Raw genomic sequence first — 21,170 nt, forward strand, 5'->3', positions numbered from 1 at the left:
TCGGCGCGCAGGGTCATCGGGTGGAAGCCTTCGCCATCGAATTTCATGCCTTCCAGCGTCCGCGCCACCGCGAGCGGGTCCGCGCTTTTCGCGCGCGTCATCGCGGCGGCGAGCATTTCGACCATCAGCGGCATGCGCGCAACCAGATAATCGTCCGCGGCGGCGGGATAGCGGGCACGAAACGCGCGGTAGTACGCGTCCGATGCCGAGCCGCCCGCGTTCGGATGCCAGTCCGCCACGGCGATCACGCGCGCGACGCCGGCATCGCCCAAGGCGGCCGGCGCGCCCAGACTGTTGCCGTAGAACGTGAAGAATTTCGTGTCGAGCCCCTGCTCGCGCGCCGCTTTCACGAGGAGCGTCAGATCGTTGCCCCAGTTGCCGGTGATCACGGCATCCGCCCCGCTCGCCCGAATCTTGGCGATGTACGGCGCAAAATCCTTCACGCGGCCGATCGGATGAAACTCGTCGCCCGCGATCGCGATATCCGGGCGCCGTTCCCTGAGCGCGCGCTGCGCCTCGCGGCTCACGTCGTGGCCGAAGCTGTAATCCTGATTGAGCAGATAGACCTTCTTCACCGCGCGATCGGCTTTCAGCGCGTCGGCGAGCGCGTCCATGCGCATGCCGGCGTGCGCGTCGAAGCGGAAATGCCAGAAGCTGCACGCGTCGTTGGTGAGCGCGGGGTCGTCAGCGGAATAGTTGAGAAACAGCACGCGACGATCGGGTTCGCGCGCGTTCTGCTTGTCGATTGCCGCGACGAGCGCCGCCGCCACCGCCGAGCTGTTGCCCTGCATGACGAAGCCGATCTTCTCGTCGAGCGCCGCGCGCAGTTGCACGAGACTCGCCTCGCTGCTGCCCTTGCCGTCGAGTACGACGAGTTGCAGCGGATGCGCGCCGTCGGCGAGCGTCACGCCGCCGCGCGCGTTCACCAGATCGACGCCGAAGCGCAGATTGCGCTCGACCATCGCGCCGGCGTTGGCGAACGGGCCGGACATGCCTTCGATCAGCGCTAGCTTGACCGGCGGCACATCGCCCGCATTCGCCGCCGTGGACAAGACAAGCCACGCCGCTGCCGCGATGCGCAGCCATCGCATCGCGCGTGCGCTGATTCCGTTACTCATGGGTTCCCGCCAATCCGCCGAAAGCGCGGATCATAGGCCGCACCGGGCGCGCCGCGCAAGTCCGCCATTGCCGACACATCTGCCCGAATGCCGCAGCGTTTCGGAGAATGCTTTGCCGCGCGTGCGTGTCAAAATCACGGGACACATCGAACGAACGCTTCTCGCGACCGCGAGGAGCAAGCACGTGGAGGCTTCAATGCTGCACAAATTCAACCGCATGCGCGCGTCGCTCGCATGCGCGAGCGTCGCACTACTTCTGTGCGCCTGCGCGCAGCCGTGGCAGAACTATCAGGCCGGCGCCGATGCCTCGACGATCACCGCGCGCCTCGGCCCGCCGCGCGAAGTCTACGATTTACCCGACGGCGGCAAGCGCCTGATGTGGCCGACGCAGCCGCTCGGCGAATTCACCACCGCCGCCGACATCGACGCCTCCGGCAAGATCGTGAACGTGAGGCAAGTGCTCGACGAGAACGAGTTCTACAAGGCGCAGATCGGCACGTGGACGAGAAAGGACGTGCTCGTGAACTTCGGACGGCCCGTGGAGACGTCGTACTTTCCGCTGATGAAGCGCGAGGTCTGGACCTATCGCTACATGGAGGCGAACATCTGGTATCTGATGTACAACTTCTACTTCGACGATCAGGGCATCTTGCGCATGACGCAGAAAACGCCCGATCCGCTGCACGATCCGGACCGGCGCAATACGTTCTGATCGCATTCGCGCCGCGCCATCGAAAAAGCCCTCTTACGAGGGCTTTTGCATGTCAGGCGAAACCGCACCCTCAAAATCAAAGCTGCGGATTGAGCTTCTCGACCTTCGAATGCAGCTTGTTCAACGCGGCGATATACGCCTTAGCCGATGCCGCGACGATGTCCGGATCGGTGCCCACGCCGTTCACGATGCGTCCGCTCTTCGACAGACGCACGGTCACTTCACCCTGCGCCTGCGTGCCGGTCGTGATTGCATTGACCGAATACAGCACAAGTTCCGCGCCGCTCTCGACCTTCGACTCGATCGCGTGCAGCGTCGCATCGACCGGACCGTTGCCTTGTGCTTCGCCCGTGACTTCGGCGCCTTCCACCGCGAACACGACCTTCGCTTGCGGCTGCTCGCCGGTTTCCGAATGCTGCTTCATCGACACGAAGCGGAAGTGCTCCTTCGCCTGCGCTTCGGCGGATTCCTCGGAGACGATCTGCATGATGTCTTCGTCGAAGATTTCGGCCTTGCGGTCGGCGAGCTCCTTGAAGCGCGCGAACGCTGCGTTCACATCGGCTTCGGATTCGAGCGTCACGCCCAGTTCTTGGAGACGCTGCTTGAACGCGTTACGGCCGGACAACTTGCCGAGCACGATCTTGTTCGCGGCCCAGCCCACGTCTTCCGCGCGCATGATTTCGTAGGTGTCGCGCGCCTTCAGCACGCCGTCCTGATGGATGCCCGACGCGTGCGCGAACGCATTCGCGCCGACGACCGCCTTGTTCGGCTGCACCACGAAACCGGTGATCTGCGAGACGAGCTTCGAGGTCGGCACGATCTGCGTCGTGTCGATGCCCAGATCGAGGCCGAAGTAATCCTTGCGCGTCCTCACCGCCATCACGATTTCTTCGAGCGACGTATTGCCCGCGCGCTCGCCCAGACCGTTGATCGTGCATTCGACCTGACGCGCGCCGCCGATCTGCACGCCCGCGAGCGAATTGGCCACCGCCATGCCGAGGTCGTCGTGACAATGCACCGACCAGATCGCCTTGTCGGAATTCGGCACGCGCTCGCGCAGCGTCTTGACGAGATTGCCGTAGAGTTCGGGCACGCCGTAGCCGACCGTATCCGCGATGTTGATGGTGCGCGCGCCTTCGTCGATCACCGCTTCGATCACGCGGCAGAGGTAATCGATGTCCGATCGGCTGCCGTCTTCCGGCGAGAACTCGACGTCATCGGTGAATTTGCGCGCGAAACGCACCGCGAGGCGCGCCTGGTCGTACACCTGCTCCGGCGTCATGCGCAGCTTCTTTTCCATGTGCAGCGCCGACGTGGCGATGAACGTGTGGATGCGGAACTGGCTGGCCGGCTTCAGCGCGTCGGCGGCGCGCTGGATGTCCTTGTCGTTCGCGCGGGCGAGCGAGCAGACCGTGCTGTCCTTCACGAGCGACGCGATAGTGTTGATCGCGTCGAAATCGCCGTTCGAGCTGGCGGCGAAGCCCGCCTCGATCACGTCGACCTTCATGCGCTCCAGCTGCTTCGCGATGCGGATCTTCTCTTCCTTCGTCATCGAAGCGCCGGGCGACTGCTCGCCATCGCGCAAGGTCGTGTCGAAAATGATCAACTTGTCTGCTGCCATGTTGGACTCCTGTGGGGAGATTTATCGATTGTTGGAGATGTCGAGATGAAACTCAAAAGGGAGTTCGGGTGTTCGCGCCACCGCTGGCGTCGAAAACCTGAATGGACGAGCAGACGGGAGGCGTGAAGAATTAGCGCGGTAGGCGCGCTAGCAGCGATAGTGCGCGTAGCGACGCACCAGCCGGAAAAAGCGAGAAGGGGAACGAGAAAAAGTCCATTCAAAAACTATAACGGCTTTTGGAGGCGCGTGCAATGAGGCTTTCCGATCGCTCCAATCGACGCTTCGTGCGTCGTGCTCCGGCGGAAAACAAAAAAGCCTGCGTCCCGAAGGAGGCAGGCTTTTCTTGGCGCCGGACCGACGATCAGTAACCGCCGATCGACGCGCTCACGCGCTGACGCAGTTCCGCGCCGTCGCCGAGCTGCGCGTTATCGATGCGGCGCGCGCCCTGAAAGCGCTTTTCCCAATAGCCGTCTTCCATGTCGTCGACACGGATCGTGCTGCCGGTGGACGGCGAATGCACGAACTTGTTGTCGCCGATATAGATGCCGACGTGCGAGAACGAGCGACGCATCGTGTTGAAGAATACGAGATCGCCCGGTTTTAGATCGGCGACAGTCACCTTCTCGCCGACGCGGCTCATTTCCTCGGCGCGGCGCGGCAAGGTCATGCCGAGCGTGTCCTGGAAAACGTAGCGCACGAAGCCGCTGCAATCGAGGCCGGAATCCGGCGTGTTGCCACCCCAGCGATAGCGCACGCCGATCATGTTGAGCGCGCCGACGACGACGTCGCCCGCTTTGCTCGCTACGCCAGACAGAAACGACTTCGCGCCGCTCGGGCTGCTAGCGGCGTCTGCGTTTGCATCGGAAGATCTGCTGGACGAAAACATGCCTTTGTGGGCATTTTGGCTGCTACTGTTGACTTCGTCGGCGATCGCGCCGGAAGTTGCTGTCATCAGAAGGCCGATTAACATGCCCGCGGCGGCGCGCGCGCATGTTTGAGTCAACGTTAGTGGCTGCATCGGTCGGTAGGTTTTACAATTAAAGGCTGCTAAATCAGGGAGATACGTGAAAGTTTGGAGGGATACTAGCCACAAAGTATTTAACTGTCAAAAGAAATAGAAAAATACAATCGAGATGGGCACCCAATTGGTGAAAAAGAAAGATTTTTAGGAATCTGGTGCTGCTTTCAGAAGCTTTCTTGTGTATTCGTCAGAAGGGTTCGCAAAAATCTTCTCCACTTCCCCCGACTCCACGACAAAACCATTCCGCATGACTGCGACGCGGTGCGCCATCGCGCCGATCACCTGCAGATCGTGGCTAATGAAAACGTAACCGAGATTGTGCTTCTTCTGAATGTCGGCGAGTAGCGCAAGTACTTGAGTTTGAATGGAAACATCGAGTGCGCTGGTCGGTTCGTCGAGAATCAGGATGCTCGGCTCCAGCACGAGTGCCCGCGCGATCGCAATGCGCTGGCGCTGCCCGCCGGAAAATTCGTGCGGATAGCGATCGAGCGCCGCGCGCTCCATGCCGACCTCGCGCAACACGGCGACCACTTTCGCGCGCCGCGCGGCGGCATCGAGTTCCGGGCGATGCAGCGCGAGCCCTTCCCCGACGATCCGCTCCACCGTCTGCCGCGGCGACAGCGAACTGAACGGGTCCTGAAACACCACTTGCAGATTCGAGCGCAGCACGGTTTTTTCGCGTCCGCGAAAATCGCCGATCGCGCGTCCCTGAAACTGCACCGTGCCGGTCGAGACGCGCTGCAGGCCGAGCAGCGCCATCGCGAGCGTGGATTTGCCCGAACCCGATTCGCCGACGATGCCGAGCGTCTCGCCCTGGCGCACGGTCAGCGTGACGTCGTCGACGGCCTTGAAACGCCCGCGCCGGAACCAGCCGGCAAAACCCGGCAGGCGCATCGGATAATCGACGGAGACACCCTTCGCGTCGAGCAGCACGGGGGCGATCGGCAGCACCGGCAGCACGGTGCGCTTCGGCTTGCTCGCTATCAGCCGCCTGGTGTACGGATGCTGCGGCGACGTGAAAATCTCCTCCACGGCGGCGGTTTCGACCAGCACGCCCTTCTCCATCACCGCAACGCGCTCGGCAAAGCGCCGCACGAGATTCAAATCGTGCGTGATGAGCAGCACGGCCATGCCGCGCTTTTCAGCTTCGTCGCGCTGAAGTTCAAGCAGTAATTCGACGATCTGCGCGCGGATCGTCACGTCGAGCGCGGTGGTCGGCTCGTCGGCGAGCAGAAGCCGCGGACGGCACGCGAGCGCCATCGCGATCATCACGCGCTGACGCTGCCCGCCCGACAACTGATGCGGATAGCTGTCCACGCGCCTTTCAGGTTCGGTAATACCGGTGCGCGCAAGCAGCGCGATCGCGCGCTTTCTCGCCTCGCGCGGGCTCGTGCCGTCGTGCAGTTGAATCGTCTCGCCGATCTGGTCGCCGACCGTGTAGAGCGGATTGAGCGCGGTCATCGGCTCCTGGAAGATCATCGCGATGTCGGAACCGCGCAGGCCGCGCATCGCGTGCTCGCTCTTCGACAGCAATTCGTCGCCGGCGAAGCGGATCGATCCGCTCACTTCTGCTTCGCGCACGAGGCGCAGGACCGCCAGCGCCGTCACGCTCTTGCCCGAGCCGGACTCGCCGACGAGCGCCACACGCTCGCCCGCGCGAATGTCGAGATTGACGCCATCGACGGCGAGCGTGTCGCCGAAGCGCACGCGCAGGTCTTCGATCGAAAGCAGCGGCTCGCTCACTGGCCGCCTCCGGCTTTCACGGCATCCGCAATACGCGTATCGAGCGCGTTGCGCAATGCATCGCCCATGAAGGTCAGCAAAAGCAGCGTCGCGACGAGCACGCCGAACGTCGAGAGCGAGATCCACCACGCATCGAGATTGGCCTTGCCCTGCGCGAGCAGTTCGCCGAGCGAGGGCGTCGGCGACGGCACGCCCAGGCCGAGAAAATCGAGGCTCGTCAGCGCGAGAATCGCCCCGCTCATGCGAAACGGCAGGAATGTGATGACGGGCGTCAGGCTATTGGGCAGCACGTGCCGCCAGATGATCTGCCAGTTCGACAGGCCCATCGCGCGCGCGGCGCGCACATAGTCTTGCGTGCGATTGCGCAGAAATTCCGCGCGCACATAATCCGACAAGCCGATCCATCCGAACAGCGACAGCAGGATGATCAGCAAAATCAGGCTAGGCTCGAAAATCGACGCGAAGATAATGAGCAGATAAAGCTCCGGCAACGCGCTCCATATTTCGATCAGACGCTGCCCGGTGATGTCGATCCGCCCGCCGAAATAACCCTGCACCGCGCCCGCGACGACGCCGAGCACCGTGCCGATAAGCGTCAGCACGAGCGCGAACAGCACCGACACGCGAAAGCCGTATACGAGCCGCGCGAACACGTCGCGGCCGCGATCGTCGGTGCCGAGCCAGTTCTCGCGCGAAGGCGGCGCCGGGTTCGAGCCCTTCGAGAAATAGTTGAGCGTGTCGTAGTAGTAGTGATTCGGCGGATAGATCGCGAAATTGCCGGGCGCGCTGAAGCGGTCGCGCACGAACGGATCGAGATAATCGGCGGGCGTCGGGAAGTCGCCGCCGAAGGTCGTCTCCGCATAGGTCTTCACGAGCGGGAAGTACACGTGTCCCTGATAGCGCACGACGAGCGGCTTGTCGTTCGACCACAGCGGCCCCGCGAGGCTGATGACGAACGCCGCGATGAACACGATGAGGCTCCAGTACCCCAGCCGATTGCGCTTGAAGCGCAGCCACACGCGCCGCCCGGGCGGCACCGGCGCCGCGCCGCGTAACGGTTGGGCATCGCTGCCGTTGGCGGCGCGCCGTGACGATTCCGATGAAGCGGCTCGATTCAAATCAGCGCTCCAGTTGTTCGAATTGAATGCGCGGATCGACCCAGACGTAGCAGAGGTCCGAGATGAGCTTCGTCGCGAGGCCGATAAGCGTGAAGAGATAAAGCGTGCCGAGCACGACCGGATAATCGCGCCGCACGACGGATTCATACGAGAGCAGCCCGAGGCCGTCGAGCGAGAACAGCGTCTCGATTAGCAGACTGCCCGTGAAGAACGCGCCGATGAACGCAGCCGGAAAGCCGACGATCAGCGGCAGCAGCGCGTTGCGGAACACGTGCTTCCACAGCACGCGCCGCTCGCTCAGGCCTTTGGCGCGCGCGGTCAGCACATATTGCTTGCGGATTTCGTCGAGGAAGGCGTTCTTCGTGAGCATCGTGATGATGGCGAAGCTGCCGACCACCGACGCCACCACCGGCAAGGTGATGTGCCACAGATAATCGAGAATCTTGCCGCCGGCCGAGAGCGTCGCCCAGTTGTCGGAGGTGAGATTGCGCAGCGGAAACAGTTGCCAGAACGTTCCGCCGCCGAAGAGCACGAGCAGCAGCACGCCGAGCACGAAGCCCGGAATCGCGAAGCCGACGAGCACGATGAGACTCGTCGCGACATCGAACTTCGAGCCGTTCTGCACGGCTTTGGCGATGCCGAGCGGCACCGATATCAGATACGTGATGAAGAAGGTCCACAAGCCGATGCTGATCGACACCGGCAACTTGGACACGATGAGCGACCACACGCTCTGATGCCTGAAGTAGCTCTCGCCGAGATCGAAGCGCGCGAATTTTCCGAGCATGAGGAAGTAGCGTTGCAGCGGCGGTTTATCGAAACCGTAAAGCTTCTTCAACTGCTCGACCTGCTGCGCATCGACACCCGAATGCGTGCGCAAGCCGAAACCGCCGCCGCCTTCTGTCTGACCGCGCCGCAAGTCATGCACGGCCTGCTCGACCGGACCGCCCGGCACGAACTGGATCACGACGAACGTGAGCGTCAACACGCCGATGAGCGTCGGGACCATCAGCAGAATGCGTTTAAGGATGTAGCTCCACATGGCGCGTCCTCGTTACTTCGCCGCGTGCGCGGGCTTCGCCCACCACGTCGATATGACCCACTCCTCGGCGCCGTAATACAGCGGCAATGTCGACGGAACGCCAAGCGTATTGCGATACGCCACGCGATGCGTCGCCGAGTACCAGTGCGGCACCACATAGTAGCCGTTCATCAGCACGCGATCGAGCGCGTGCGTCGCGTCGACGAGTTGCTCGCGCGTCTGCGCGGAGATGACTTTCTGCAGGATCGCATCGATGGCGGGCGACTTCACGCCCGCGAGATTGTCCGAGCCCTGCTCGTCCGCGGACTTGCTGCCGAAACGCGAAACCTGCTCGGTACCGGGCACCTGCACGTCGGGCATGCGCACGCTCGTCATGTCGAAATCGAACGCGTCGAGTCGCTTCTGGATCAGCGCGTAATCGACGGTGCGAAAGTTCATCGTGATGCCGAGCTTCTGCAGATTGCGCCCGAACGCGGCCGCGACCGGCTCCATCGACGCGCCGCCGCCGGTGTCGTCCAGTATCTCGAAGACGAAGGGCTCGCCCTTCGCGTTGCGCAGCGCGCCGTCGCGATAGGTCCAGCCGGCTTGCGCGAGCAATTCGCGCGCCTTGATGAGATTGGCGCGCAGCGAGCCGGGCGGATCGGTGTCCGGCTGACGCGGCATCTCGCCGAACACGGCCGGATCGAGTTCCTGCTTCAGCGGGTTCAGTATCGCCAGTTCGCCTGGGCTCGGCGCGGCCCTTGCTTGCAGATCGGTGTTGACGAAAAAGCTGTCGATGCGCTTGTACTGATTGAAGAACAGTTGCCGATTGAGCCACTCGAAATCGAGCGCGAGATCGAGCGCCCGACGCACGCGCGCGTCCTTGAAGAGCGGCTTGCGCGTGTTCATGAAGAAGCCCTGCATGCCGGTGCCGTTGTGCTGCGGGAACTCGCGCTTGATGAGCTCGCCGCTGTCGAAGCGCTTGCCGATATCGCGCCGCACCCAGCTTCGGGCAACATACTCGACGAGCACGTCGTACTCGCCCGCCTTGAACGCTTCGAGGCGCGCGGTCGGATCGCCGTAGAGCTTGTAGTCGATGTGCGCGAAATTGAACGTGCCGATGCGCACCGGCAGCGCCGCGCCCCAGTACTGCGGATTGCGCCGGTACGAGATCGTGCGGCCGTTGTCGTATCGATCGATCAGATACGGCCCGCTGCCGACGGGCTTCTGAAACGCGAGCTGATCGAAGGCAATGCGCGTGCCGTCCGGCTTCATGCCCCACTTGCGCGAGAACACCGGAATGCCGCCCGCGAGAAGCGGCATCTCGCGCGTCGCGATCTTGAACTCGAAGCGGATCGTGAGCGGATCCACGATCACCGCACGCGCGATCTGCCCGAAGTAGACCGAGAACTGCGGCGCGGCGAGCGGACTCTTGAGCGTCTCGAACGAGAACTTCACGTCTTCCGCCGTGACCGGATCGCCGTTGGAAAAACGCGCTTTCGGATTGATATGGAACGTGGTCGACATGCCGTCGGGCGCGACCGAAATGTCGTCGGCGAGCAGACCGTAAGCGGTCGCTACCTCGTCGGAGCTGCCTGTCGTCAGGCTCTCGAACATCAGCGAAAGACCGGGCGCGGGATTGCCGCGCAGCGTGAACGGATTGAACTTGTCGAAGCTCGTCAGCCGGTTTGGGTTCGCAAGGACGAGCGTGCCGTCGCGCGGCGCGTCGGGATTCACGTAGTCGAAGTGCTTGAAACCCGCCGGATATTTCGGCTCGCCGTATTGCGCGATGGCGTGAACCGCGTAAGCCGGGCTCGCGAGCCATGCAATCGATCCGCCGAGCGCAAGGGCGATGAACATGCGTGAGGCGCTGGATGAGCGGATCGTCGTGCGAGTCGTCATGGGCCTCTTGGCGCGATGTGAACGGGTGACGCGGTTGCGTGGCTCGGGCAAAAGCCCGCTGCCAATGCCGCGAGAAACCTCGGCAAGGCATTGCGATGTGAGAGAATTCTACCCAAAATCACGCACCGTTCGGCTTCCCATCTAAGGGTTTTCGACTAAGCCGATCGCGCAACGTACGACTCCGCGCGGCATTGGACATCCGTGCGCCCCGCGACACTGACATCAAAGAAGGAGCATTCATGGGCTTTCTCGCTGGAAAACGAATTCTGCTGACGGGCCTGCTGTCGAACCGCTCGATTGCTTACGGCATCGCCCAAGCCTGCAAACGCGAAGGCGCGGAACTGGCGTTCACGTATGTCGGCGAGCGCTTCAAGGAGCGCATCACCGAGTTCGCGACCGAGTTCGGCAGCGATATGGTCTATCCCTGCGACGTCGCCGACGACGCGCAAATCGACGCGCTCTTCGCGTCGCTGAAAGAACGCTGGGACTCGCTCGACGGCCTCGTGCATTCCATCGGCTTCGCGCCGCGCGAAGCGATCGGGGGCGACTTCCTCGACGGCATGACGCGCGAGAACTTCCGCGTCGCGCACGACATCTCCGCGTACAGCTTCCCCGCGCTCGCGAAAGCCGCGCGGCCGCTGCTGAAAGACGGCTCGTCGCTGCTCACGCTCTCCTATCTCGGCGCCGAGCGCGCGCTGCCGAACTACAACACGATGGGACTCGCGAAGGCGTCGCTCGAAGCGAGCGTGCGCTACATGGCCGCGTCGCAGTCGCTCGGCGGCAACGGCGTGCGCGTGAACGCCATTTCGGCCGGCCCGATCAAGACGCTCGCGGCGAGCGGCATCAAGAGCTTCGGCAAGATCCTGAACTTCGTCGAAGAAAACGCGCCGCTCAAGCGCAACGTCACGATCGAGCAAGTGGGCAATGTCGCGGCTTTCCTGCTGTCGGATCTCGCGGGCGGCGTGAGCGCGGAAGTCGTCCATGTCGACGCCGGATTCCATGCGGTCGTCGGCGGAATGGGCGGCGAGGCGGAATAAGCGCTCGTTCGCAGCGCCAAAGCAAAGCGCCGCTCACTTCACGTGAGCGGCGCTTTTTCATGTACCGCGATGATCGCGCGCTGCCCTCAACGATGGCCGTGCGAACCACCGTGTCCATTGCCATGTCCGTTGCCGTATCCATTGCCGTGTCCCGGCGGCGGACCGTGCGGACGCGGCGGCGGCGGACGGCCATGCCCGTAATGGCGATAGTAGTCGTTGCGGTTCCAGTAGCGGCCCCCGTCCCAATATCGACTGCCATGCCAGCCGATGACGACGGGCGGCGCATACATGGGCATCGGCTGGTAGACGACGGGCGGCGGAGGCGGCGCATAGACCGGCGTCGGCACGACGTACACCGGCGCGGGAATGCCGATATTCACGCCGACATGCACCTGCGCGTGCGCGATGCTCGTCGCGCTCAGCGCGGCCATCGCCAGCGCGTACGCCACGACGCGTCCCGGAAACTTCTTTTTCATATGCAATCGGACCTCGCTTTCTGCTTGTTCGTTCGGGACAAAATATAACGGAAAGCTTTCGGCGCAATATTTCAGTTCTGTAAGTTATTGCGCGATCGAGCTTAACGTCTGGAGAAACCTTACCTTTTGTTACATCGCACGGGCGAGCCATGCGCGCCTGTGTTGCTTACCGGCGAATCCGCTCGTCGAAAATCAGGCGGCAATAAAAAAGCCACCCGCGGTAAACGGGTGGCCTACGGCGCCAGGCGCCGATGGTGCGGAACGATCAGTGTCCGTTGTGATGGCCGTGGTCGTGGTCGTCGTGACCGTGGCCGTGGTCGTAGCCATGACCATGATCGTAATGACGGTAGTAATCGTCGTGATTCCAGTAGCGGCGACCATCCCAGTAACGATCGCCGTGCCAGCCGACCACGATGGCCGGTTGCGCATAGACCACCGGCGGAGGCGGCGCGTACATGACGGGCGGCGGCGGCGGCGCATAGACCGGCTGCGGCGCAACGTACACGGGCGCCCCGAGGTTGATGCCCACGGACACACCACCCGCACTGGCCGCACCCGACGCCATCAGACCGCCGATCATCACGACGCCAGCCAGCACGGAAGCCTTCGATACCTTGTTCATGTGAAGCCCCACCCCGATGGGTTGTTTGTTGTGTTGACCGGACTATATCGGACGAACGCGGCACCTGCTGTTCGACTTCGTAACCTGCTATTACCGAGGAAAAACTTACGAAAAGTAAGCTTTCGCGCTTAAAAAACGGCGACCTTCGGATCATGAAGGCCGCCGTCTGCAAAAGCGGTGTTCGTCAGTTCGGCAGTTCCTGTCCCTTGGTTTCGGGGGCGAGCGGAATCACCGCGAGACCAATGAGAAACGCAATCGCGGTGAGCGCGATCGGCACGCCGAGCGTTCTTCATGTTGAGCACCATCGCGTCCATGCCGAAGTTCACGATCGCGCCGAAGAAGCGCCCGACCGACGTGCAGAACGCAAAGGCCGTCGCACGCACGCGGGTTTCGAACTGCTCGGGCAGCCACAGCGAAAAGCGTGCGAAGTTGCCACCGAAAAAAAACCAGCACGACGAGCAGCGCGATGAACGACACGAGCCCGTTCGGCAGATAGAACGCCCCGCCGAACGCGCGCGCGATCGACGCGGCCATGCCGACGAAACACACCGCGAGCGTCTTTCTGCGGCCGATCTTTTCGGCCATCGGCGCAGCGCGAGACAGCCGACGATCGTGCCGATCGAAAGCAGCCCGGTCGCGATCGACGCCATGCGCGGACGCGCTTCACGCGGCCCAACGCGGCGCGAAGCGCGTGATGCATAGCGGCGGCGCGGGTACGCAGCAAGGACGCGCCGCGCTCGTGCGGCTCGACGCCGAATCGCTGGCGTTGAACGCATCGCCCGGCGGCGCCGCCGATCTGCTCGCGGCGACACTCGATGCGCTCAAACTCGTGCGCCTGCGCGCCAGGCTGATGGAAGACGCTTATCCGCGCGGCTACGGCATGCTCGCGGTGCTCGGGCTCAACGAAAGCGAGATCGCGCGCGCGATTGCCGACAGCGGCGCCGATGCCTGCATCGGCAATCGTCTCGGGCAGCGATGCCGCACTCGCGCAAGTCCGCGACATCGTGCTGTCGCGCGCCGTGCGCCGTGCAGAACGACTATGCGTGAGCGTGCCTTCGCACTGCGTACTGCTCGAAAGCGCCGCCGAACGGGTGATCGAGGCGGCGAGCAAGGCGCGCGTCGATGCGCCGCGCATCGCGTATGTCGGCAATCGCGGCGCGCGCGTGCTGCGGCGCGCCGACGCCATCCGCGAAGGCCTCGCCACCAATCTGCTATCCGATGCGCTGGCACGATTCGACCATTGCGCTCTCCGAACTCGGCGCGAAGGTCTTCGTCGAAATGCCGCCGGGACAGACACTCACGCAACTCGCCGCCGAGGTCCTGCCGGACGCGGCGTCGATCGCGATGGACGCATCGTCCGTCGCATCCGTCGCCGTGCGCGTGCGCGCCGCGTGCCGGCGAGCGAAGGACTGATTGATTCGCATGCCGTGCGCGACTGATTCGCGCTTCGCGCTGGCGTTTTATCGAATTTGACAACAAATTCAGAAGTTTCGAATAGCTTACGTCTAAACTTTCATTAGCATTTCTGTGCGCCGGCGCACCTTCGCGCCGTAACGACCACAATGACAAGTTAAAGGCAAAAACTATGACGATTTTCCGCATCGCATTGGCGGCATCCGCCGTGTTCACGCTCGCGTCGTGCAGCAGCATGAGCAGCATGGATCCGACGCAACTGATGCAATCCGGCCAAATGGCGGCTCAGGCGCTGTCGCTCAGCGACGCCGATGTCCGCACGCTGTCCGACAAATCCTGCGTCGAGCTCGACAAGGAAAACAAGATCGCGGACGCCAACAGCCCGTACACCAAGCGCCTGAACAAGATTTCGAAGCAACTCGGCGACAACATCAATGGCGTGCCGGTCAATTACAAGGTCTATCTGACGAAGGACGTCAACGCGTGGGCCATGGCGAACGGCTGCGTGCGCGTCTATAGCGGCCTCATGGACCTGATGAACGATGACGAAGTGCGCGGCGTCGTCGGCCATGAAATGGGCCACGTCGCGCTCGGCCATACGAAAAAGGCGATGCAGGTGGCGTATGGGACTTCGGCGGCGCGCTCGGTGGCGTCTTCGGCAGGCGGCATGGTGGGAACCTTGTCGGCATCGCAGATCGGCGATCTGTCGGAGAAGTTCGTCAACGCGCAGTTCTCGCAATCGCAGGAATCGGCCGCCGACGACTATTCGTTTGATGCGCAGAAGAAAAAGGGCTACGACCCGAAGGGGCTCGTCACGGCGTTTCAGAAGCTCTCGACCGTCGATGGCGGCAAGTCGAGCATGCTGAGTTCGCATCCGTCGTCGCCGGCGCGCGCGAAGCATATCGAAGACCGGATCGCGTCGGGGAAGTAACGCCGACATGAGCACGATGCGCGCGGCCAGAGGCGCGCGCATCGGCGATGAGACAATCAGAAGAAGTAGTAATGCACGCCCATGGTCACGCTGTCGTTGTGGCGATGACCGTTATCATAGCTCGCCGAATCGCGGGTGTATTCGGCTGCCACGCTCCAGTTCTTCGCGAATTTGTATTCGACGCCGCCGCCGTAATGCAAACGCGTGTCGGGCCACGTGCCCGTAAAGCCGACGCGCCCATACGGCATGATGTTTCCATGGACAGGCATGCCGAGCTTCAGGTCGATGCCGCCGTCCTTGTACGTCGTCGAGCCGCCGTGGAAATCCATGAATCCTTCGAAACCGACCACGAAACGCTCGACGTCGTAATTGACGCCGGCCACGATACCGGGGAAATACGTCGTATGCGTGGACTTCGGATTCTGGCCCGTGATGTCCGACCAGTTGACACCGAACTTGGCGCCGACAAAAGGACCGGCGAACTGGCTATGCGGCCCGTACACGCCCATCAACTTGAGCAGCGTCGGATCGAGGCCTTCGGAATACGCCTGTGTCGCGCAAAGCAGCGACAAGAGCGCTGGCGCAATGAGCTTTCTGATACCTGCCATGACTGAACCTCAACCTCGATAAAGTTGTTGCCTGACGGCGTCGGCGCATCCGTGCAACAACCGTCAATTAGGATAACGAACGCGTACGTTGCGTTGCATTTTGCTTACTAACGACAAGCAACCTGCGAGATTAGTTGTGTATGCTCAGTATCGAAAGCGGAATTATCCGAAAGCAGGGTTGCTTTTCGTCGCGGCCGAGTCGCGCAGGATGCCGAATCAATGCGCAAATGCTCGCGCCAGCCGCGCCGCAAAAAGAAAAAGCCCCGCAAGTTTTTAACCTTGCGGGGCCTTTCTACGACAACTGGCGGAGACGGAGGGATTCGAACCCTCGATCCAGTTTTTAGCCAGATGCTCCCTTAGCAGGGGAGTGCCTTCGACCTCTCGGCCACGTCTCCCAAACTTTTCGTCGCACCGGGAGTGCAGTGCAACGAGATCGAAATAATAGCGTGTTCGCAGGCGCGGGTCAAATTCGCATGAAGATTTTTTTCGAAAACGGTCGATATCGAATCGTCCGGCGTCGCGAACCGCAAAGCCGCGAAGCACTCAAACCCGCCCGCGAGCCTTCACCCACGCGTCATTTCGAACCGACCAAACTTACGCGCGATCCAGCTCGAACGCCTTGTGCAGCGCGCGCACGGCGAGTTCCGTGTACTTCTCGTCGATCAGCACCGAGATCTTGATTTCGGAAGTCGAGATCATCTGGATGTTGATGCCCTCTTCCGACAGCGTGCGGAACATCGTGCTCGCGATGCCCACGTGCGAGCGCATGCCGACGCCCACCACCGACACTTTCGACACCTTCGGGTCGCCCAGCACGGTTTCCGCCTGGACGTGGCCCTTCACCTGGTTGTTCAGGATTTCGAGCGCGCGATGATAGTCGCCGCGGCCGACCGTGAACGTGAAGTCGGTCTTGCCGTTCACGCTCTGGTTCTGAATGATCATGTCGATGTCGATGTTCGCATCGGCGACCGGACCGAGAATCTGATACGCGACGCCCGGCTTGTCAGGCACGCCCATGACCGCGATGCGCGCTTCGTCGCGCTGGAACGCGATGCCAGAAATGACTGCTTTTTCCATGTTCTCGTCTTCTTCAAAAGTAATCAGGGTGCCGGAGTGCATCTCGTCGGCGAGCGGAATCAGCGGATCGGTCAGGCTGGAGAGCACGCGCGTCTTCACCTGATACTTGCCGGCGAATTCCACCGAGCGGATCTGCAGCACCTTCGAGCCGAGGCTCGCCATTTCCAGCATTTCCTCGAAGGTCACGCGGTCGAGCCGCCGCGCTTCTTCCACGACGCGCGGATCGGTCGTGTAGACACCGTCGACGTCGGTATAGATCAGGCACTCGTCCGCCTTCATCGCCGCCGCGATCGCGACCGCCGAGGTGTCCGAGCCGCCGCGTCCGAGCGTGGCGATATGGCCTTCCGGATCGACGCCCTGGAAGCCCGTGATGACCACGACCTTGCCCGCGTCGAGATCCTTCAGCACGCGCTCGCCGTCGATCTCGCTGATGCGCGCCTTCGTGAACGCGCTGTCTGTCTTGATCGGCACTTGCCAGCCGGCATAACTCACGGCGTCGAGGCCTTCGGCGTGCAGCGCGATGGCCAGCAAGCCCACGCTGACCTGCTCGCCGGTGGAGGCAATCATGTCGAGTTCGCGCGGGTCCGGATCGGCCTTGATGTCTCTCGCGAGACCGAGCAGGCGATTGGTTTCGCCGGACATCGCCGAAGGCACGACGACCATCTTGTGGCCGGCCTTGTGCCATTTGGCGACGCGCTTGGCGACGTTCTTGATGCGCTCGACCGAGCCCATCGAAGTGCCGCCGTATTTGTGTACGATGAGTGCCATTGTCGTTTTGAACTGGAGGGAAAACCGCGCTTCACGCGCTCAACGCGAAAGCGCTCGAGACTCGTGCTCGATCGCTTCAGGGGATGTCGAAGCCGGCTACGATACGCGGGCGCTGCCGCACGCCCGTCGCGCGCTCGCACGAATTGATAAGCGACGCGCACGGATGCGTCGTTGCGGGCGAAATCGAGTCTTTTGAACGGAGATGCCGCGCAAAAACGCGCTTGGGCGAAACGAGTTACCGTACCCGATCGAGGCTGAAATTACAAGATGGAGCGCCCGTGACGGCAATTTTACCGGCTTGCGCGCAACGCTTGACCGGAAGCCCCTACGCGAGCAGCAGATCCGGCCGCCACGAAATGCGGCGCAGCGGTCCGTGCGCGGCGCTCGGCGCGGCTTCGCGGTTCACGCCCACGTGCGGCACGAACAGCAGCGCCTCGCCGATGAAAAGCAGCGGCACATCGCGCTTCCACGCCGGCACGCCGCGCTCCTGGAACAGGTTCTTCAGCGTGCGGCTCGGCGCCTCGGCCGCGACGCGCATGCGCTCGCCACCCGCACGCGAGCGCGCGACGAGCGGCGCGGCGCGCAATACGCCCTCGCCGACAACGTCGTCAGCGGAAGAATCGACGAGCTCGAACACGAACGAGCCGCGCCATTGCGGCAGACGCCACACCTCCTCGCCGCGCCACTGCAGTTCCGCCGGGGCTTTGAGCGCGGGCGCGTGTTCGTCGAGATCGGGCGCATCGCTGCTATCGCCCGCTTCCCAAAACAACAGATTGCGATACACGCGCAGGCAGTGCCCCGCGTGATCGACACGCAGCGCGTGGCCATCGCGCGCGACGGCGGCATCACGCATCTGACGGAGCATGTCGGCGATGCGCGCCGTCGATGCTGCGATCAAACCGCGCGAGCGGATCCAGAAACGCATGAGATTGATCGCACGTTCGTCGTCGAGTGCGAGCAGCGCGTCCAGCATGAGCGCGCCCTCCTCGTCCGCGCTCTGCACGTGCGCGAGATCGATGCGCGCGAGTTGATCCAATAAGCGCTGCGCCGACGCGGCATGCGATGCGGTGCGCGCGAGCGCATCGCGAAAGCCGGGAAAATGCACCGCGAGAATGGGCAGCACGTCATGGCGCAGCGCGTTGCGCGAATAGCGCGTGTCGGCGTTGGATTCGTCATCGATCCAGCTCAGGTCGCGCTCGTGCGCGTACTGCTCCAGTTGCGCGCGCAGCAAGCGCAAAAGCGGACGCAGGCGCGGCGCCGCGCCGTCCGAACGCTGCGGCGCCATCGCCGCGAGGCCCGCAACGCCCGCGCCGCGCAGCAGTTGCAGCAGCACGGTTTCGGCCTGATCGTCGGCGTGATGCGCAATCAGCAGCGCCGCCGCGCCGTGCTCGTCGCAGAGATCGTCGAGTGCCCGGTAACGCGCGTCGCGCGCCGCCGCTTCGAGACTTTCGCCGCCGGCGCGCGCAACATCGACGTGCCGCGCGGCGTACCGCACGTCGAGCGACGCCGCGAAGCGCTCGCAATGCGCGGCCCACGCGTTGGCGTTCGGGCTCAGACCGTGATGAACATGCAGCGCGATCACGCGCCGCGCGCCGAAGCAGCGCACGGCCGCGTCGAGCAGCACGGTCGAGTCGAGCCCGCCGCTCAATGCGACAGCGAGAAGTGAATCCGGGGGAAGATCCGCATCCGAAACCGCCGCGCGCACCGCCTCGAACACGAGGCGGCCGGCTGGGGTTTCGTTATCGGATGTCACGAGAGTTCGTGATGGATGAGATGACGGAGATGACGGGACTACGCGCCCGGCAGCGATTCCTTGAACTTGCCGTAAGCCATCAGCTTTTCAAAGCGGCGTTCGCGCAAGTCGTTGACGCTCATGCCCTGGAACTGGCGCAGCGAGTCGGCGAGCGCGCGGCGCAGGAACGCGGCCATGCCCTTCGCGTCGCGATGCGCGCCGCCGAGCGGCTCGTTCACGATCTTGTCGATGAGGCCGAGCGCCTTCAGGCGATGCGCCGTGAGACCGAGCGCCTCGGCCGCTTCCGGCGCCTTCGCCGCGCTCTTCCACAGGATCGACGCGCAGCCTTCCGGCGAGATGACCGAGTACGTGGAGAATTGCAGCATCATCACGGTATCGGCGACCGCGATCGCGAGCGCGCCGCCCGAGCCGCCTTCACCGATGATCGTCGTGATGATCGGCGTCTTGAGTTCCGCCATCACATACAGGTTGCGGCCGATGGCTTCCGACTGCCCGCGCTCTTCCGCGCCGATGCCCGGATACGCGCCCGGCGTATCGACGAACGTGAAAATGGGCAAGCTGAATTTCTCGGCGGTGCGCATCAGGCGTTCGGCCTTGCGATAGCCTTCAGGACGCGGCATGCCGAAGTTACGCAGCGCGCGCTCCTTCGTGTCGCGGCCCTTCTGATGACCGATCACCATGCACGGCTGACCATTGAAGCGCGCCAAACCGCCGACGATCGCGAGGTCGTCCGCGAAGGATCGGTCGCCATGCATTTCGTGGAAATCGGTGAAAAGCTCGCTCACGTAGTCGAGCGTGTACGGACGCTGCGGGTGACGCGCAATCTGCGAAACCTGCCACGGCGACAGGTTCGCGTAGAGATCTTTTGTGAGCTGCTGGCTCTTCTTCGACAGCCGCTCGATTTCTTCCGAAATATCGACAGCGGAATCGTCCTGAACGAAGCGGAGTTCTTCGATCTTCGCTTCGAGTTCAGCTATCGGCTGCTCGAAATCCAGAAACGTGGTCTTCATATGTTCGAGTCCTAGGAACATCGGGCAGCGCGTATTCTAACCGCGTCCGTCCCTCAAAAATTCGCGCGCGAACTATCGATTATAAAGCAACGATAGGTCGCGCTTGTCGCGTCGACTTCTCGCGTCTTCGCGCGTGTGTATTTTAGTGATCTGCGGGAATCGGATTGAGGCTGCGCCACATATACCAGGTCGCGACCGTGCGCCACGGTTCCCAGTTCGCCGCCACTTCGCGCGCCTCGCTGCGCGTCACCGGTTCTCCGCTGAAGTAGTTGACGCTGATCGCCTGAATCAGGCCGAGATCGTCGAGCGGCAAAACGTCCGGGCGCGACAGATTGAAGATGAGGAACATCTCCGCCGTCCATCGGCCGATGCCGCGAATCTGCGTGAGTTCGGCGATCACGGCTTCGTCGTCCATCGACGTCCATGCATCGACATGCAGCGCGCCGGATTCGAAATGCTGCGCGAGATCGAGAATGTACTCGGCCTTGCGTTTGGACAAGCCGCACGCCTGCAGCTTGTCATGGCCGAGCTTGATGAAATGCGCCGGGTGAACCTCGGGGCATGCGCCCTTCACGCGTTCCCAGATCGCCTGCGCCGCCTTCACGGAAATCTGCTGACCGGCGACCGAGCGCGCGAGTGTGGAGAATGGATCGCCGAGATTGACGAGATGAATCTCGCCGAACTTCGGGATCAGCTTCTTGAGTATGCGGTCGCGCCTCATGAGATCCGCGCACGCTCGATCCCAGTAGTCGGGACGAACGACCTCGCGCGTGAGTCCGCCGATCTGCACCGGCACCGCGGCGTCGGACGTGACGACGCGCGACTTGCGCACCACCTCGCCACGTTCCGCGACGAGCGCCTGCGCACTCGCACCGTCGCCGGCGATCGCGCGGCCGTTGCCCTTCGCGGGCGACGCTTCGGCTTCTTCCGTGCCCGCCTTCGATGCGCGCGCAGCCCCGTTCAGGCGCGCCGCCGTCTCGGGCTTCGTCGCCTTGAGCGCGGCGCTTCGGCCGAGCTTCGCGCCGACGCCGGCACGCGTCGCCGCGGCCTTGCCCGTTGCACCTGCGCCATCGATCTGCTGCGTGTCCGCTTTCGTTTGTGCGCTGCGCGTGCGCTTCGTTGCGCCCGACACATCGCTGACAGACGCGGGTCGCTTGACCGGCGTCTTCCTGGCCGTTGCCATCTTGCCTCCTGCCTGGTGAGTCGATCAGAGGGTTCG

18 protein-coding genes, 1 tRNA gene and 2 pseudogenes are annotated in these 21,170 nt (G+C 63.0%); 5 read left to right on the forward strand and 16 right to left on the reverse strand.

Features of this window, described 5'->3' with window-relative positions; translation table 11 throughout:
- Positions 1-1,118: branched-chain amino acid ABC transporter substrate-binding protein (locus AWB82_RS30180; RefSeq protein ID WP_096031472.1), on the reverse strand; the 1,118-nt coding region annotated here is incomplete at its 3' end.
- A 196-nt stretch (positions 1,119-1,314) separates the two neighbouring features.
- Here AWB82_RS30180 and AWB82_RS30185 point away from each other — a divergent pair.
- Positions 1,315-1,830, forward strand: coding sequence for a hypothetical protein (locus AWB82_RS30185; protein WP_086973007.1), 516 nt, complete (start codon positions 1,315-1,317; stop codon positions 1,828-1,830).
- Between the two features lie 76 nt (positions 1,831-1,906).
- Here AWB82_RS30185 and AWB82_RS30190 read toward each other — a convergent pair whose 3' ends face one another.
- From AWB82_RS30190 to AWB82_RS30215, 6 genes are all read right to left on the reverse strand, one after another.
- A complete protein-coding gene (locus AWB82_RS30190; protein ID WP_086972977.1) occupies positions 1,907-3,451 on the reverse strand; it encodes a 2-isopropylmalate synthase in 1,545 nt (514 codons plus the stop codon).
- Between the two features lie 361 nt (positions 3,452-3,812).
- Positions 3,813-4,469, reverse strand: a complete 657-nt coding sequence (locus AWB82_RS30195) for a C40 family peptidase (RefSeq protein ID WP_086972978.1) — start codon at positions 4,467-4,469, stop codon at positions 3,813-3,815.
- 147 nt (positions 4,470-4,616) lie between these two features.
- Entirely contained in the window at positions 4,617-6,215 is a 1,599-nt protein-coding gene (locus AWB82_RS30200) for an ABC transporter ATP-binding protein (RefSeq protein WP_086972979.1), read from the reverse strand.
- Positions 6,212-7,333 (reverse strand): ABC transporter permease, encoded by a 1,122-nt coding sequence (locus AWB82_RS30205; RefSeq protein ID WP_086972980.1) that lies wholly within the window; start codon positions 7,331-7,333, stop codon positions 6,212-6,214. The genes AWB82_RS30200 and AWB82_RS30205 overlap by 4 nt, the downstream gene beginning before the upstream one ends.
- A gap of 1 nt (position 7,334) precedes the next feature.
- Complete coding sequence (locus tag AWB82_RS30210; RefSeq protein ID WP_086972981.1) at positions 7,335-8,375, reverse strand: microcin C ABC transporter permease YejB; 1,041 nt, start codon at positions 8,373-8,375, stop codon at positions 7,335-7,337.
- A 12-nt stretch (positions 8,376-8,387) separates the two neighbouring features.
- Entirely contained in the window at positions 8,388-10,214 is a 1,827-nt protein-coding gene (locus tag AWB82_RS30215; protein WP_086972982.1) for an extracellular solute-binding protein, read from the reverse strand.
- Positions 10,215-10,495: 281 nt separating this feature from the next.
- On the opposite strand from AWB82_RS30215, the gene fabI reads away from it, so the two are divergent.
- On the forward strand, positions 10,496-11,293 hold the full coding sequence (gene fabI / locus AWB82_RS30220; protein ID WP_086972983.1) for an enoyl-ACP reductase FabI: 798 nt from the start codon (positions 10,496-10,498) through the stop codon (positions 11,291-11,293).
- Between the two features lie 86 nt (positions 11,294-11,379).
- On the opposite strand, the gene AWB82_RS30225 is transcribed toward fabI, so the two are convergent.
- The 3 genes and pseudogenes from AWB82_RS30225 to AWB82_RS38100 all read right to left on the reverse strand — a co-directional run.
- Entirely contained in the window at positions 11,380-11,769 is a 390-nt protein-coding gene (locus tag AWB82_RS30225; protein ID WP_086972984.1) for a hypothetical protein, read from the reverse strand.
- Between the two features lie 265 nt (positions 11,770-12,034).
- Positions 12,035-12,391, reverse strand: coding sequence for a hypothetical protein (locus tag AWB82_RS30230; RefSeq protein ID WP_086972985.1), 357 nt, complete (start codon positions 12,389-12,391; stop codon positions 12,035-12,037).
- Between the two features lie 184 nt (positions 12,392-12,575).
- Positions 12,576-13,044 (reverse strand): annotated as a pseudogene (locus tag AWB82_RS38100) (MFS transporter); the annotation flags it as partial.
- A gap of 41 nt (positions 13,045-13,085) precedes the next feature.
- Between AWB82_RS38100 and AWB82_RS39040 the strand changes: the two are divergent.
- The 3 genes and pseudogenes from AWB82_RS39040 to loiP form a co-directional block, all read left to right on the forward strand.
- A pseudogene (locus AWB82_RS39040) lies at positions 13,086-13,145 on the forward strand (hypothetical protein); the annotation flags it as partial.
- A 368-nt stretch (positions 13,146-13,513) separates the two neighbouring features.
- Positions 13,514-13,804, forward strand: a complete 291-nt coding sequence (locus tag AWB82_RS38600) for a hypothetical protein (RefSeq protein ID WP_235023500.1) — start codon at positions 13,514-13,516, stop codon at positions 13,802-13,804.
- A 172-nt stretch (positions 13,805-13,976) separates the two neighbouring features.
- A complete protein-coding gene (gene loiP / locus AWB82_RS30240) occupies positions 13,977-14,735 on the forward strand; it encodes a metalloprotease LoiP (RefSeq protein ID WP_086972986.1) in 759 nt (252 codons plus the stop codon).
- Positions 14,736-14,791: 56 nt separating this feature from the next.
- Here the strand turns inward: loiP and AWB82_RS30245 are convergent, their stop codons facing one another.
- The 6 genes from AWB82_RS30245 to AWB82_RS30270 all read right to left on the reverse strand — a co-directional run bounded on the left by AWB82_RS30245 (position 14,792) and on the right by AWB82_RS30270 (position 21,134).
- The gene (locus tag AWB82_RS30245; RefSeq protein ID WP_086972987.1) at positions 14,792-15,343 is read right to left on the reverse strand and encodes an outer membrane protein; all 552 of its coding nucleotides are present in this window, start codon (positions 15,341-15,343) and stop codon (positions 14,792-14,794) included.
- A gap of 302 nt (positions 15,344-15,645) precedes the next feature.
- A tRNA-Ser gene (locus AWB82_RS30250) sits at positions 15,646-15,738 on the reverse strand.
- 199 nt (positions 15,739-15,937) lie between these two features.
- A complete protein-coding gene (locus AWB82_RS30255) occupies positions 15,938-17,188 on the reverse strand; it encodes an aspartate kinase (protein ID WP_086972988.1) in 1,251 nt (416 codons plus the stop codon).
- 325 nt (positions 17,189-17,513) lie between these two features.
- A complete protein-coding gene (gene tilS, locus AWB82_RS30260) occupies positions 17,514-18,941 on the reverse strand; it encodes a tRNA lysidine(34) synthetase TilS (RefSeq protein ID WP_086972989.1) in 1,428 nt (475 codons plus the stop codon).
- A gap of 38 nt (positions 18,942-18,979) precedes the next feature.
- Complete coding sequence (locus AWB82_RS30265; RefSeq protein WP_086972990.1) at positions 18,980-19,951, reverse strand: acetyl-CoA carboxylase carboxyltransferase subunit alpha; 972 nt, start codon at positions 19,949-19,951, stop codon at positions 18,980-18,982.
- 142 nt (positions 19,952-20,093) lie between these two features.
- Positions 20,094-21,134 carry a DNA-3-methyladenine glycosylase family protein gene (locus tag AWB82_RS30270; protein ID WP_086972991.1) on the reverse strand — a complete coding sequence of 347 codons (1,041 nt, stop codon included), beginning with the start codon at positions 21,132-21,134 and terminating at the stop codon, positions 20,094-20,096.
- Between the last annotated feature and the right edge of the window lie 36 nt (positions 21,135-21,170).

The sequence above is a fragment of the Caballeronia glebae genome, assembly GCF_001545035.1.
GTDB lineage: Bacteria > Pseudomonadota > Gammaproteobacteria > Burkholderiales > Burkholderiaceae > Caballeronia > Caballeronia glebae.

Bases quoted from the DNA above. Each gene is read 5' to 3' on its own strand.
- AWB82_RS30185 (WP_086973007.1), top strand. From the start codon at position 1,315: ATGCTGCACAAATTCAACCGCATGCGCGCGTCGCTCGCATGCGCGAGC.
- AWB82_RS30190 (WP_086972977.1), bottom strand. From the start codon at position 3,451: ATGGCAGCAGACAAGTTGATCATTTTCGACACGACCTTGCGCGATGGC.
- AWB82_RS30195 (WP_086972978.1), bottom strand. From the start codon at position 4,469: ATGCAGCCACTAACGTTGACTCAAACATGCGCGCGCGCCGCCGCGGGC.
- AWB82_RS30210 (WP_086972981.1), bottom strand. From the start codon at position 8,375: ATGTGGAGCTACATCCTTAAACGCATTCTGCTGATGGTCCCGACGCTC.
- AWB82_RS30215 (WP_086972982.1), bottom strand. From the start codon at position 10,214: ATGTTCATCGCCCTTGCGCTCGGCGGATCGATTGCATGGCTCGCGAGC.
- fabI (WP_086972983.1), top strand. From the start codon at position 10,496: ATGGGCTTTCTCGCTGGAAAACGAATTCTGCTGACGGGCCTGCTGTCG.
- AWB82_RS30225 (WP_086972984.1), bottom strand. From the start codon at position 11,769: ATGAAAAAGAAGTTTCCGGGACGCGTCGTGGCGTACGCGCTGGCGATG.
- AWB82_RS30230 (WP_086972985.1), bottom strand. From the start codon at position 12,391: ATGAACAAGGTATCGAAGGCTTCCGTGCTGGCTGGCGTCGTGATGATC.
- AWB82_RS38600 (WP_235023500.1), top strand. From the start codon at position 13,514: ATGCGCCGCGCATCGCGTATGTCGGCAATCGCGGCGCGCGCGTGCTGC.
- loiP (WP_086972986.1), top strand. From the start codon at position 13,977: ATGACGATTTTCCGCATCGCATTGGCGGCATCCGCCGTGTTCACGCTC.
- AWB82_RS30245 (WP_086972987.1), bottom strand. From the start codon at position 15,343: ATGGCAGGTATCAGAAAGCTCATTGCGCCAGCGCTCTTGTCGCTGCTT.
- AWB82_RS30255 (WP_086972988.1), bottom strand. From the start codon at position 17,188: ATGGCACTCATCGTACACAAATACGGCGGCACTTCGATGGGCTCGGTC.
- AWB82_RS30265 (WP_086972990.1), bottom strand. From the start codon at position 19,951: ATGAAGACCACGTTTCTGGATTTCGAGCAGCCGATAGCTGAACTCGAA.
- AWB82_RS30270 (WP_086972991.1), bottom strand. From the start codon at position 21,134: ATGGCAACGGCCAGGAAGACGCCGGTCAAGCGACCCGCGTCTGTCAGC.